The 13,072-nt window shown below is 52.9% G+C and carries 14 protein-coding genes; 5 read left to right on the top strand and 9 right to left on the bottom strand.

The window, feature by feature from the left end; translation table 11 throughout:
• Nucleotides 1–4 precede the first annotated feature (4 nt).
• Genes KZZ10_RS02410 through KZZ10_RS02400 form a run of 3 tightly spaced genes read left to right on the top strand, consistent with a single transcriptional unit; the run spans nt 5 to nt 2,936 of the window.
• Nucleotides 5–898 (top strand): ABC transporter permease, encoded by an 894-nt coding sequence (locus KZZ10_RS02410; protein WP_259659909.1) that lies wholly within the window; start codon nt 5–7, stop codon nt 896–898.
• The gene (locus tag KZZ10_RS02405) at nt 898–1,947 is read left to right on the top strand and encodes an ABC transporter ATP-binding protein (RefSeq protein WP_259659908.1); all 1,050 of its coding nucleotides are present in this window, start codon (nt 898–900) and stop codon (nt 1,945–1,947) included. The genes KZZ10_RS02410 and KZZ10_RS02405 overlap by 1 nt, the downstream gene beginning before the upstream one ends.
• Nucleotides 1,944–2,936: an ABC transporter ATP-binding protein gene (locus KZZ10_RS02400; RefSeq protein WP_259659907.1), complete on the top strand. Its 993-nt coding sequence runs from the start codon at nt 1,944–1,946 to the stop codon at nt 2,934–2,936. Before KZZ10_RS02405 ends, KZZ10_RS02400 begins: the two co-directional genes overlap by 4 nt.
• Before the next feature lie 5 nt (nt 2,937–2,941).
• Here KZZ10_RS02400 and clpB read toward each other — a convergent pair whose 3' ends face one another.
• Nucleotides 2,942–5,536 (bottom strand): ATP-dependent chaperone ClpB, encoded by a 2,595-nt coding sequence (gene clpB / locus KZZ10_RS02395; RefSeq protein WP_259659906.1) that lies wholly within the window; start codon nt 5,534–5,536, stop codon nt 2,942–2,944.
• Between the two features lie 212 nt (nt 5,537–5,748).
• Between clpB and KZZ10_RS02390 the strand changes: the two genes are divergently transcribed.
• On the top strand, nt 5,749–6,474 hold the full coding sequence (locus KZZ10_RS02390) for a helix-turn-helix domain-containing protein (RefSeq protein ID WP_259660017.1): 726 nt from the start codon (nt 5,749–5,751) through the stop codon (nt 6,472–6,474).
• Here KZZ10_RS02390 and KZZ10_RS02385 read toward each other — a convergent pair.
• Nucleotides 6,471–7,493: an acyl-CoA dehydrogenase family protein gene (locus tag KZZ10_RS02385; protein WP_259659905.1), complete on the bottom strand. Its 1,023-nt coding sequence runs from the start codon at nt 7,491–7,493 to the stop codon at nt 6,471–6,473. The genes KZZ10_RS02390 and KZZ10_RS02385 overlap by 4 nt on opposite strands.
• Before the next feature lie 5 nt (nt 7,494–7,498).
• Nucleotides 7,499–8,650 (bottom strand): acyl-CoA dehydrogenase family protein, encoded by a 1,152-nt coding sequence (locus KZZ10_RS02380; RefSeq protein WP_259659904.1) that lies wholly within the window; start codon nt 8,648–8,650, stop codon nt 7,499–7,501.
• Between the two features lie 145 nt (nt 8,651–8,795).
• On the opposite strand from KZZ10_RS02380, the gene KZZ10_RS02375 reads away from it, so the two are divergent.
• Nucleotides 8,796–9,257, top strand: a complete 462-nt coding sequence (locus tag KZZ10_RS02375; protein WP_259659903.1) for a MaoC family dehydratase — start codon at nt 8,796–8,798, stop codon at nt 9,255–9,257.
• Here the strand turns inward: KZZ10_RS02375 and KZZ10_RS02370 are convergent.
• The 6 genes from KZZ10_RS02370 to ccoO are packed head-to-tail and all read right to left on the bottom strand — an operon-like array spanning nt 9,254 to nt 13,064.
• Nucleotides 9,254–9,493 (bottom strand): hypothetical protein, encoded by a 240-nt coding sequence (locus tag KZZ10_RS02370; protein ID WP_259659902.1) that lies wholly within the window; start codon nt 9,491–9,493, stop codon nt 9,254–9,256. The two genes, KZZ10_RS02375 and KZZ10_RS02370, sit on opposite strands and share 4 nt — an antisense overlap.
• Nucleotides 9,494–9,505: 12 nt before the next feature.
• Nucleotides 9,506–9,748 carry a FixH family protein gene (locus KZZ10_RS02365; protein ID WP_259659901.1) on the bottom strand — a complete coding sequence of 81 codons (243 nt, stop codon included), beginning with the start codon at nt 9,746–9,748 and terminating at the stop codon, nt 9,506–9,508.
• Nucleotides 9,749–9,757: 9 nt separating this feature from the next.
• Nucleotides 9,758–11,263, bottom strand: a complete 1,506-nt coding sequence (ccoG, locus tag KZZ10_RS02360) for a cytochrome c oxidase accessory protein CcoG (protein ID WP_259659900.1) — start codon at nt 11,261–11,263, stop codon at nt 9,758–9,760.
• 9 nt (nt 11,264–11,272) lie between these two features.
• On the bottom strand, nt 11,273–12,220 hold the full coding sequence (gene ccoP, locus KZZ10_RS02355) for a cytochrome-c oxidase, cbb3-type subunit III (RefSeq protein WP_259659899.1): 948 nt from the start codon (nt 12,218–12,220) through the stop codon (nt 11,273–11,275).
• Nucleotides 12,217–12,390 carry a cbb3-type cytochrome oxidase subunit 3 gene (locus KZZ10_RS02350; protein ID WP_259660016.1) on the bottom strand — a complete coding sequence of 58 codons (174 nt, stop codon included), beginning with the start codon at nt 12,388–12,390 and terminating at the stop codon, nt 12,217–12,219. The genes ccoP and KZZ10_RS02350 overlap by 4 nt, the downstream gene beginning before the upstream one ends.
• Entirely contained in the window at nt 12,390–13,064 is a 675-nt protein-coding gene (gene ccoO, locus KZZ10_RS02345) for a cytochrome-c oxidase, cbb3-type subunit II (RefSeq protein WP_259659898.1), read from the bottom strand. The genes KZZ10_RS02350 and ccoO overlap by 1 nt, the downstream gene beginning before the upstream one ends.
• Nucleotides 13,065–13,072 lie beyond the last annotated feature (8 nt).

Below are 13,072 nucleotides of genomic sequence, written 5' to 3'. Positions count from 1 at the left end.
TGACATGCTGAACATTACCGTCGACCCCTCTAAAGTACCCGCCGTTGTCACGGAGAAATCCACTGGCTACTGGCGTAATGTCGGGCAGCGCTTTATGCGAGACAAGCTAGCGATGTTTGCTGGTTTTGTTATTTTGTTACTGCTAATCATGGCGATATTTGGGCCCTGGCTTGCACCTTACGATCCCTTTGCCTCGTCGATCATGAAGCGGCTCAAGCCAATCGGCTTCCCTGGACACTTGCTGGGAACAGATGAGCTCGGTCGCGACATGCTGACTCGTCTAATCGTGGGCACCAAGCTTTCCCTTTTTATGGGAATTACCCCCGTGATCTTTGCCTTCTGTATTGGCTCAGTCATTGGCCTGATCGCTGGCTATGCTGGCGGTACAGTCAATACCGTCATCATGCGTACGATCGACGTGTTTTATGCCTTCCCCTCCGTCCTGTTGGCGATTGCGTTATCGGGCGTATTGGGTGCGGGTATTACAAACTCATTGATCTCCCTGACCATTGTGTTTATCCCACCGATCGCTCGCGTTGCCGAAAGTGTGACCACACAAATTCGTAGCCGCGATTTTGTGGATGCCGCACGCGCCTCAGGTGCCAACGCATTCACGATTGTGCGTGTGCATGTTTTGGGTAACGTGCTTGGACCTATTTTTGTTTATGCAACCAGTCTGATCGCAGTGTCGATGATTCTTGCCTCCGGGCTGAGCTTCCTTGGTCTAGGCGTCAAGCCGCCTGAGCCAGAATGGGGCCTAATGCTCAACACGTTGCGCACAGCTATTTACGTACAGCCCTGGATTGCTGCACTGCCAGGCGTCATGATCTTCATCACGTCTATCGCTTTCAACCTGCTCTCCGATGGATTGCGTACCGCCATGGAGATCAAAAACTGATGGATACGACTGTGAAGAAGGAAGCTGCTCCTGGTTCAGCCCAACCATTATTGATGGTCAAGAATCTGATCAAGCACTTTGCCTTAAAAAAGGATGTGTTTGGGCGAGGCGGTGGCGTAGTGCGTGCGGTTGATGATATCGACTTTCTCGTGCGTCAAGGCGAAACCTTAGGAGTCGTCGGCGAGTCCGGTTGCGGCAAATCTACGACCGCTAGACTCCTGATGAACTTAACACCTCCCGATAACGGCGACATTATCTTTGATGGCCGTTCCGTCGGCAGTCGTGACATGTCTCTCAAAGAGTTTCGTCGGCAAGCACAAATGGTGTTTCAGGATAGCTATGCGTCCCTGAATCCGCGCCTCACGATTGAAGACTCCGTGGCTTTCGCGCCGCAAGTGCATGGCGTATCCAAAGAGGATGCCGTCGAACGCGCACGCGACCTATTAAGGCGCGTTGGCCTAGATCCCAACCGCTTCGCAGAGCGCTATCCACACGAGCTGTCTGGCGGACAACGGCAGCGTGTCAACATCGCGCGAGCACTTGCTCTGCAGCCGCGCCTAATCATCTTAGATGAGGCGGTGTCGGCACTGGACAAGTCCGTCGAAGCGCAAGTGCTCAATTTGCTATTGGATTTAAAAGAGGATTTTGGACTGACCTACGTGTTCATCAGCCATGATCTGAATGTCGTGCGCTACATCTCCGATCGCGTGATGGTGATGTACCTTGGGCAGGTTGTTGAAATCGGCGATTGCGAAACCCTGTTCGAGCAACCGAAACATCCCTATACGCGCGCCCTGCTCTCCTCCGTACCATCGATGGATCCAGATAATCGGACAGAAGAGCCACCGCTATCCGGTGATCCACCCAATCCGATTAACCCTCCGTCCGGCTGCCGCTTCCATACACGCTGCGTGCATGCGCAGGCGATCTGTTCGCAAACGATGCCTGCCCTCGTTTCCGACCAAGCAGGGCACGGCGTCGCATGTCTGATGCACGTTGCAGGAAGTGGACACACCGACGCACCAAGCGCTCAGCAGGAGGTCGCATGAGCGACGAAAAAACATTCGTTGATATCCGTGACCTTACGGTCACTTTTACCGGGGGTCGAAAGCCTGTACGTGCCGTATCCGGTGTTAACTTAAAGGTTAAACGAGGCGAAGTCGTCGCACTGATCGGTGAATCAGGATCAGGAAAGAGCGTGACGCTTCGCTCAATTTTGCGTCTGCATAACCCATCGCGCTCAAAGCTCGAAGGACAAATCCTGGTAGGCGATCAGGACGTCGTGCAGCTTTCCGCTAGCGCATTGTCAGACTTCCGTGGCAAAGTCGCTTCAATGATTTTCCAGGAACCATTATTAGCACTCGATCCGGTTTACACCGTGGGTGAGCAAATTATCGAGGCGATTCTTCGTCACGAAAATGTAAGCAAGGAGCAGGCCCGCGCACGCGCACTTTCGCTTTTTGAACGTGTCCGCATCCCGAGCCCCGAGCGACGCCTCGATGCTTACCCGCATGAAATGTCGGGCGGCATGCGTCAGCGTGCCATGATTTCTCTAGCACTTGCTAGCCAGCCGCAGTTGCTTCTTGCAGACGAACCCACCACCGCTCTGGATGCAACCGTGCAGATTCAAATTCTGCTGTTGTTGCGTGAACTCCAGCGTGAGCTTGGCCTATCTGTTATTTTTGTCACGCACGACATTGGTGCTGCAGTTGAAGTAGCAGATCGTATTGCCGTGATGTATGCCGGGCGCATTGTCGAGCAGGGCACAACGCGGACACTGATGCGCTCACCTCGTCATCCCTACACGCGGGCCTTACTAAAAAGCTTGGCGCACGGTTCGGTCAAGAAGGGAACACGCTTGGAGACCATTCCAGGTGCACCTCCCGATCTGAGCAACCTGCCGCCGGGTTGCGTCTTTGCCGAACGCTGCAGCTTGGCAACAGACGATTGCAGAAAAGCCTTGCCTGAAACAATCTGGCTAACTGAAGATCACAGCGCCAGATGTTTCAGGGTGGACCAGACCTTACAGCCCGTCTAATTAACTTACTGGAGAGTTCGTTCGAACACGAACTTTCCATCTCGCCAGTCGACCGGAACAACATCCCGAGGACCAAACTTGCCTTGAAGAATTAGTTTGGCTATTGGGTTTTCCAGTTGCTGCTGGATCGCCCGCTTCAGAGGTCTTGCACCAAAGACAGGGTCGAACCCGGTGCGTGCCAACTCGGCTTGCGCCACAGGCGAGACCTCTAAGATCATCTCCTGCTGCAACATCCGCTTCGCCAAGCGCTGGAGTTGTACGCCCGCGATCTTCTCGATGTGTGCACTATCCAAGGCGTGAAATACGACAACCTCATCGATCCGATTCAAAAACTCTGGTCGAAAATGATTTTTTAGGTCATCCCAGACAACCGCCTTGATCGCCTCGTAGGGCTGGCCCACCATGGCTTGAATATGTTGCGAGCCAAGGTTCGAGGTCATCACGATCACCGTGTTACGGAAGTCGACCGTACGCCCTTGCCCATCAGTCAGACGGCCATCATCGAGCACCTGCAAAAGTACGTTAAAAACATCCGGATGCGCCTTTTCCACCTCGTCAAGCAACACAACACTGTAAGGTTTGCGACGTATAGCCTCCGTCAGATAGCCGCCCTCTTCGTAGCCAACATACCCTGGCGGTGCGCCAATCAAACGAGCAACGGAGTGTTTCTCCATAAACTCGCTCATGTCGATACGAATCAACTGTTCATCAGAATCAAAGAGGAAATCTGCCAAGGCCCGGGTAAGTTCCGTCTTACCGACGCCGGTCGGACCAAGGAATAAGAACGAACCATAAGGACGTGATGCGTCAGACAGCCCGGCGCGCGAGCGTCGGATTGCATCAGCGACCAGCCCAACCGCCTCATCTTGTCCAATGACGCGCTGGTGCAAGCGGTCTTCCATTTGCAAAAGCTTATCGCGCTCGCCTTGCATCATTTTTGACACAGGAATACCCGTGGCGCGCGAAACAACTTCTGCAATCTCTTCTGCACCAACCTGCGTGCGCAACAAGCGAGGCTTATCTCCGGCACCTGCAACAGCACCGGCACCCTCTGCTGCTTTTAAACGCGTTTCCAACTCTGGCAATTTGCCATATTGAATTTCGGCGAGCTTATCGAACTGACCCTTGCGTTGCAGTTCAGCCATTTCGGCACGTGCGCGTTCGATCTCTTCTTTGATCGACTGCGTCCCTTGCACAGCAGCCTTCTCGCTCTTCCAGATCACTTCAAAATCGTTGTACTCGCGTTGCAACTTCTCGAGCTCTTCCTCGATAATTTGTAGACGACGCATTGATCCTTCGTCTGTTTCTTTTTTAACGGCTTCACGTTCAATTTTCAATTGAATAATGCGCCGATCGAGTCGATCCATGACTTCAGGCTTGGAATCGATTTCCATGCGAATACGCGCAGCCGCTTCGTCAATTAAGTCGATGGCCTTATCCGGCAAAAAGCGATCGGTAATGTAGCGATGCGATAACTCAGCAGCCGCCACAATCGCAGGATCTGTGATCTCAACGCCGTGGTGCAACTCATAGCGCTCCTGCAAGCCGCGCAGAATGGCAATGGTCGATTCCACATTGGGCTCATCCACAATAACTTTCTGAAAACGACGCTCAAGCGCAGCATCTTTCTCGATGTACTTGCGATACTCATCCAGCGTGGTTGCACCGATGCAGTGCAGCTCACCGCGCGCCAAGGCAGGCTTGAGCATGTTGCCAGCATCCATTGCGCCTTCAGCTTTACCAGCACCCACCATTGTGTGGATTTCATCAATAAAAATGATGCTACTGCCGTCATCCTGCGACAGCTCTTTGAGCACAGCCTTTAAGCGCTCCTCAAATTCACCGCGGAATTTAGCGCCCGCAAGCAAGCTTGCCAAATCCAAGGACAGCACGCGCTTGCCCCGAAGGCTCTCTGGAACCTCGTCGTTAACGATACGCTGTGCCAATCCCTCGACGATGGCAGTCTTACCCACGCCAGGCTCACCGATTAGTACGGGGTTGTTTTTGGTGCGACGCTGCAAAATCTGAATCGCGCGCCGAATCTCATCGTCGCGCCCGATCACGGGATCGAGCTTTCCCTGACGCGCACGTTCGGTCAGATCCATCGTGTATTTCGCCAAGGCTTCACGATTGGACTCGCCTTCTTGATCTTTTACTGTCTCGCCACCACGTACCGCATCAATCGCAGCCTCAAGTGCTTTACGTTGCAGACCTGCCTCTTTCAACGCACGGCCCACATCGCCTTTATCGTCAGCCAGGGCCAACAAGAACAGTTCGCTCGGGATATAGGTATCGCCCCGCTTTGAGGCCTCTTTATCGACACGCGTGAACACGGCCTGCAAGTCCCGGCTGACTTGGATGTTGTCATCGCCACCCTTGACTTGGGGCAGGGCTTTAAGCGTTGCTGCCAGGCTTGTTTGCAGCTTGTTGATCGCAACGCCAGCTCGCGCGAGTAGGCTTGCTGCGCCGCTCTCACTGTCGCCTAGCAAGGCAGATAATACGTGAGCCGGCTCGATGTATGGATGTTCCTGACGCGCAGCCAGACTTTGCGCATCGGCAAGCGCCTGCTGAAATTTGGTCGTAAGTTTGTCAAAACGCATGGTGGTGCTCCTAACGAGGTATGGCTTGTGGCCAAAAGTTGATGCGTACAAGATGCGGCCAAAGCGCTACTTTTCAATGGCTTACTTGATAAATGCCACTAGGCTCACAAAAGCTTAGCCCTCCTAAGGAAAAATCGACTTGATCCAAATCAACAGGACTACAATTGATCAAGAAGTTATTGAATTATTTTTTTACTCGACACTTGGTAGACATGCTTAAACACATCCCGGTTGCTGCTGAGTCGACACATTGCTCCACCTGCATGATGGGCAGTGTCTGTTTACCCGTTGGAATGCCTGCTAGCGAGGTGGCCAAGCTCGATGACCTTGTTAAGGATCGCATTCGATTGCAAAAAGGCCAAGCGCTCTTTCAACACGGTGAAAAACTAGATGCACTCTTTGGCCTGCGCACGGGTTCTATTAAGACACAACTCGACGAGGCGAATGGCGCACATCAGATAACCGGCTTTTTCTTGCCTGGGGAAATCGTAGGGCTCGACGGAATGATTGAGGGCGAGCATAGCTCTACCGCCATCGCCATGGAAGACTCAGAAGCATGCGTAGTGAAGCTTCAAGATATCGACGAGATCTCACGCTACGTGCCCTCCTTGCAGCACCAGGTGCGACGTCTCATGAGCCGAGAAATTGCTCGTTCTCACCAAGTGCTCTTGGCCTTGGGTTCAATGCGCTCCGAGCAACGACTGGCCGCTTTTTTGCTGAATCTGTCTCAACGCCTGACCGCATTAGGATATTCGCCGAGTGAGTTCATCATGCGTATGAGTCGCGAAGAGCTCGGCAATTATCTTGGCCTAACCCTCGAGACAGTCAGCCGTCTCTTTTCACGATTTGCCCGAGAAGGCATCATTATTGTCAACCAGCGTGACATCAAGATTACCGACATGGCTGCGCTCAACGAGCTTATCGGCAAACCCTGCTAAGCACACACGTCCTCGAGAAATAGCTCAGCACGACAAAAATCTAGCGTCGTTTGCTTAGAGTCCAAGATCGATTTACCTAGTTGCTGCGACCAATAAGTCGCTCCCCCGCCGGCGCGTGCCCACTCGTTCAAACGACGCGTATAGAGTTGCAGGTCGTATTCATGCGTGACACCAATCGCCCCATGCACCGCGTGCGATACCGCAACAATCTTACCCACTGCCTGACTCGTATGCGCTTTCGCGAGGGCTGCAAGCATGGGCATAGGCGCCCAAGACTGGCTACGACATGCCATCTCTGCTGCCATGCGCGCACCGAACACGAGCTCGGCCACCTCACTAATCTGTTGTTGTAAGGCCTGGAAGCGCCCGATCGGCTTGCCAAACTGTTCACGCTGATTGGCATGCGCCAGCGACATCTCAAAGACGCGGTCTGTTCCGCCTGCAATCAGTACGGCAAGCGTCAAAGCAAGTGCATGATCAAACTGCGGCGTGTTCCAGCGACCCAAGTGGGATGCATTGACCACCTCAGCGGACCATGTCAAGTCTGCATCGAGCGAACCATGCCCGCCGGAACGAATGACTTCAGCTTTCGCTGTGGGACATAGCCAGACGTTATCGTCCTGCTGTACCAGTACCCAATCCGCGGTGAAACCAAAGCTCACGGCGCGGGCAGTCAAAGACCCCGCTGATCGCTGAACTTGATAGGGAGCAAAGGTAATTGACCCCTCAGGGATAGACTTACCAGCTTGATTCAACCAAGCACGCGCAAACAACGTATGGGCATAAGGTAGCGGAACTGCGTGACGACCCATACAAAAAACGATGGGCCAGATATCAACCAATGCTAAGCCGGCACCATCCGCGCTCTCGGGAACGAGTGCATCGGCAAAACCTGCAGACAGCATTGTTTCCCATAAAGCAGCGCGATCCGCACTGCCCTGCTCGACGCTGCGGATCACACTCCCGGTGCACTCTTGGGAGAAGAAACGATCAGCCGATTCATAAAAGGAGTTTTGCATGAGGATCACCGTAAACCAAGGCCGCGGGCAATAATGCCACGCAGAATTTCGCGCGTACCACCGCGCAAGGAAAAAGTCGCGCCCATTTGTTCGAGGTATCCTAGGGTACGCAACAAATCACTCGAGGCGATAAAGTCTGGCCGAGCTCCCAACCAATTCGCAATTTGACGAATCAACCGCTGCTCAAAATCCGTACCATAATCTTTAACAACGGATGCATCGATCGCAGGGCTCTCGCCTTCAACGAGCTTTTGCGTCACAGCCAAGGACAGCGCGCGAAGGACAGACATTTCAGCCGCCAGTGCACCCACTAAGGCCTGCGTCTCGCCGTCGGTTATGTTTTGTGCGCGCACTTGCTCAAGCCAGCAGTCGAGCAAAGCAATGCTCGAATAAATGCGCTCAGGGCCACTGCGCTCAAACGCGAGCTCAGCATTGACCTGCTCCCATCCCTGCCCTTGCGTACCGACTAAAGCGTCAGGTCCTAGCTTGACGTTATCAAAGAACACTTCTGAAAAATGCGCATCTCCGGCCATATCGACAATCGGCCTTATCGTGACACCGGGCAGCTTCAGATCAATAATGACCTGAGAGAGTCCTTTTTGTCGGTCGGTGGTCTCACCCGATGTACGCACCAAAGCAATCATGTAATCGCAGCCGTGGGCGTTAGTCGTCCAGATCTTGCTGCCGTTTAGCAACCACCCATCATCGGTTGGCGTGGCACGCGTACGAATGCTTGCTAGATCAGAACCCGAGCTCGGCTCGCTCATCCCGATACAGAAAAAGGCTTCGCCACGGCAGATGCGAGGTATGTAAAAAGCTTTTTGCGTATCCGTTCCGTACCGCAAAATCAGAGGTCCACTCTGCCTATCCGCGATCCAATGCGAAGCAACTGGCGCGCCAGACGCCAACAACTCTTCAGACAGCACGAATCGCGAGAAAAACCCTTTACCCGACCCACCATACTCAGCAGGAATCGTCAGACCCAGCCAACCCTTCGCGGCAAGGCGACGACTAAACCCATCGTCGGTACCCATCCAGGATCGCGACTTGATGTGAGCGGGAATATCTCGCATTTCCTGCGTTAGAAATGCGCGCACTTCGGCGCGGAAGGCTTTTTCTTGTTCAGGAACTTGGGTGAACTCTAATGCGGTGAGCATATTCGTACGTATCCGGAAATTAGGGAACTTCGACCGAGGATGCCTTAGACATCTGGCCGCAATATACTAGGAATACAGAGACCTCGATTCAACCCCTGATTGTATGGGTTTGAGTGCTCCGGGGCCAATCACTAAGGATAAAGACATGAGTGAGACTAAGCTATTAGGTGCGGGATATATCTGGCAAGAATTGGCCGTTGGACAAAGGTTTAGAACCTACCGTCGCACTATCACCGAGACGGATATTGTCAATTTCATTAGTGTCACGGGAATGCTCGAGACTATTTTTATCGATACGACCTTCTCCCATGGGGCAATGAAAGGTCGCCCCGTGCCTGGTGGGCTCACCTACGGCCTAATTGAGGGTTTGTTGATGCAAGGAATGGTGCAAGGAACAGGTCTAGCGCTGCTCGAAGTACATAAAAAAATCTTGCATCCGGTAATAGCCGGAGATACAGTCTGGGCCGAGGTAGAGGTCACTGCGATCCGTCCGACCTCTAAGCACAACAGAGCCGTCGTCACCTCACGTGTGGATGTTAAAAATCAAAACAATGTGGACGTGATGACCTATACGGCAGTCAGAATGCTAGCCGGCGAGCGCCACTAAGCGTCAGTCGAGTCAGAGTTGCTGACCGGAGACATAAACAGCGTTAACGCACTGGACCCGGCAGCAACAAGCCAAAAAAAGAAAAACCCTGCCGCGTATAAAAAATCACGCTCTAGTCGGATGTATCCAAAAATCGCGACATCCAAGGGATCAACCAGTGCAAAAACTACCGCACTGGCTGCACCAGCCATCAGAAAGGACGGCCATAAAATCCACATTAGCGCTCGCCATTTCATAGCAGTCTCCGGTTAACGGGCTTGCGTTGCCGGCGGTGGGCCGGCGTGTTGCTCAACAACGAGTCCACGTTTCATGCCACCTTCAGTAATCGCTTGATCACCAAAATTGGACAACGCAAGGGTAATTGTGATCACACACCCAACAATCGCCAGAGCAGGTCCCGCCATCAGCAACCACGGCCAGCGCTCGCGCCACCAAGGCGTCACCGAGAGCGGGGTAGAGGCTAAGGTCACTACAGTACTCGCGCGTTGCATGATGATTCCTTAGTTAGGGACAATAAAACTCGATTTCTCACGAATCTCTGTCAAAAGCTTTCCGTCTGGAGTTGTTGATTTTGTGACAAAGGTGATCGAATGGGGGCCAGACGCCATGGTTCCTGCAGGAGCGCGTACCACCACTGCCACGATACGGTTCGAGGCGCTCGCCATTTCGAGGGTCGTGCTCGACACAGCACCATCAACAATTTTCAATGCAAGGCCTGGAGCACCCTCGACGCTTAGCGTTAAATGCAACGCATCCTCAGAGGCATTGAGCATCTGCAAACGATAGACGTTTTCAATCAAGCTGCCAGCAACCTCTCGACCAAGCATGCCCCGATCACGAATGACATCGACTCTAAGTGTCGTACGTGTTGCAAGTGCAGCAATAAATACCGATACGAGAAGCAACATTAAAACTGAATAAATCAATACACGAGGGCGCAATAAATGGCGTCGAACATCTTTGGCCGTGAGCTTTTCTTGCAAAGCGCGCTCAGAGGTATAGCGAATGAGCCCAGTCGGGTACTCCAGCTTATTCATCACCTCATTACAGGCATCGACGCACGCTCCGCAACCGATACACATGTATTGCAGACCGTCACGTATATCAATCCCAGTCGGGCAAACCTGCACGCAAATGCTGCAGTCAACGCAATCGCCTAAGCCCTGCGCCTTGTAGTCGACTTTCTTGGAGCGCGCGCCGCGCGGGTCGCCTCGCGCCTTGTCGTAGGTGACAACAAGCGTATCTCGATCAACCATCACACTCTGGAATCGTGCGTAGGGGCACATGTACTTGCAAACTTGTTCGCGTAAAAATCCCGCATTGCCCCAGGTGGCAAAGCTATAGAACAACAACCAGAACCATTGCCAGGGTCCAAGCGCAAAGGCCATCAAATCAGCCATCAGACCGCGAATAGGCGCAAAGTAGCCAATAAAAGAGAAACCGGTCCACACAGCGACTACCAGCCACAGCAAATGCTTGATTGTCTTGACCCGTACCTTATGTAACGATAGGGACGACTCGTCTAGACGAATACGTGCAATACGATCGCCTTCGATACGACGCTCTATCCACATAAAAATTTCGGTATAAACCGTCTGTGGGCAAGCATAGCCGCAGAAAAGTCGTCCAGCTACGGCTGTGAACAGGAACAAACCTAGCGCGGAAATGATCAATAAGAGGGTCAAATAAATTACATCTTGGGGCCAGAGCACCATACCGAAGATATAAAACTTACGCGCACCCAGATCAAACAGCACTGCTTGCCGGTCGTTCCAGTTTACCCACGGCAACCCGTAAAACAATGCCTGAGTCAGCACCACCAACGCGATGCGCCAGCGTGCGAACCAACCAAGGACTGAACGCGCATAAATTTTTTGGCGAATGTCTACGAGCGTTTGCTCAACCGTATCAGCGTCGTCAACACGATCCGTTGCACCGAGAGGCCGCCAAGCTAGTGGCTCAACCGCATCAGCACCGGTACTGCCTGCTTTGGGATGGATCGACACGCGTAAACCTTACTGGGCTGCGGCAGCTTTCTGCGCAACAGAACCCGTTATATCGCGTCCACCGGATAGGCCCCAAACCCATGCGGTCAGCAAACGAATTTGATCTGGCGTCAACAAATGCTCTTGCGCTGGCATACGGTTGTTGCGACCATTCAAAATGCTGTGAACAATCGTTGCTTCAGAACTGCCATACAGCCAGACATCATCAGTTAAGTTGGGGGCACCTAAAGCTTTGTTCCCTTTTCCATCAGCCCCATGACACGCCACGCAGTTATTGAGGTACTCGCGCTTGCCACGAATGACACGAATCTGATCATGCGCGAGACCAGACAATGAGCGGACATATTGGGCGATATCACCGGCCATCCGCGCATCTACTATCGCTTGTAAGCCAGGCATGATGCCGTTGCGACCGTTAGTAATTGATGCCTGCAAGGCCTCTGGTGTTCGACCGTACAGCGAATCACCCTCAACCAAATTCGGAAAGCTCGTTGCACCTTTCGCATCCGAGCCGTGACACTGCGCGCAATTATTCAAAAATAGACGCTGTCCAATCACACGCGCTTCAACATCCGCGGCAATCGCAGGAATATCCATTTTTGCGAACTTTTCGTAGACAGGCTTCACCTGTGCATTCAGTTCGGACTGATCGTGACGAACTTCCTGCGCAGAGGTATAGCCCAAACTACCGTTGAATGCGCCGAGCCCTGGGTACAACACCAGATAACCTAATCCAAAAAAGCACATGAGAACGTACATCATGGTCCACCAGCGCGGAACTGGGTTGTTGAGCTCGCGCAAATCGCCGTCCCAGACATGGCCTGTGTCTTGCACTGCACCCGTGCGAGCCCCTAGCCATTTACGTTGCGAAAACAATAGCCACAAACACCAAGCGATTCCGAGCAGGACGACAGCTGCAATGTAGTAACCCCAAAAACCGTTAACAAAGTCGCTCATGACCGTCCGCCCTCCGTATCTGACTTGGCTCCTTCATCGGGCAGCGCGAAAGGCAGCATGGCCGCCTCATCGTTCGCCTGCCGACGCCCTTTAGAAAACGCCCAGAAAATGATGCCAAAAAATGTTGCCATGGCAAGGACAGTTGAAATCGCGTTAAGCACGGCAACCATCATTTCACTCCTTGTGCTGACTTAGTGGCGGCTTGTGCTGCCAATGCCGCCTTGCGCGCACCAGTTCCCAACCCCTGCAGGTACGCGACCATGGCATCCTCCTCTGTCTTTCCCTTCAGCGCATCCGGCGCCGCTGCGATTTGTGCCTCGGTATAGGGCACCCCCAACACCCTTAAGGTGCGCATACGATCACTGATATCGTCCGGTTTAAGAGGTTGTTGTGCTAACCACGGATAACCAGGCATATTGGACTCAGGGACGACAACTCTGGGATTGCGCAGATGGATGCGATGCCACTCATCAGAGTAACGCTCCCCCACACGGGTCAAATCTGGTCCGGTACGTTTTGATCCCCACAAAAATGGGCGCTCGTAAACAGATTCACTTGCCAACGAGTACGGTCCATAGCGTTGGACCTCCGCGCGTAGCATACGAATTTGTTGGGAATGGCAACCGACACACCCCTCACGAATGTAGAGATCTCGCCCCATCAGACGCAATGCATCATAGGGCTCCACACCCGCAGCCGGCTTGGTTGTCGAATGCTGAAAGAACAAAGGAACGATTTGCACCAACCCCGCGAACAGCACAACCAAAATACTACAAACAATCATCCAACCAATGTTCTTTTCAAGTGTCTGGTGTGAAAAAAAGCCGTGATTTTCTTGAGCCATGTAATTCT

Origin of the sequence: Zwartia hollandica, from assembly GCF_019923725.1 — a bacterium.
Classification (GTDB): domain Bacteria; phylum Pseudomonadota; class Gammaproteobacteria; order Burkholderiales; family Burkholderiaceae_B; genus Zwartia; species Zwartia hollandica.
Note: the sequence above shows the minus strand (reverse complement) of the source record. Positions and strands in the feature narration are given on the sequence as shown.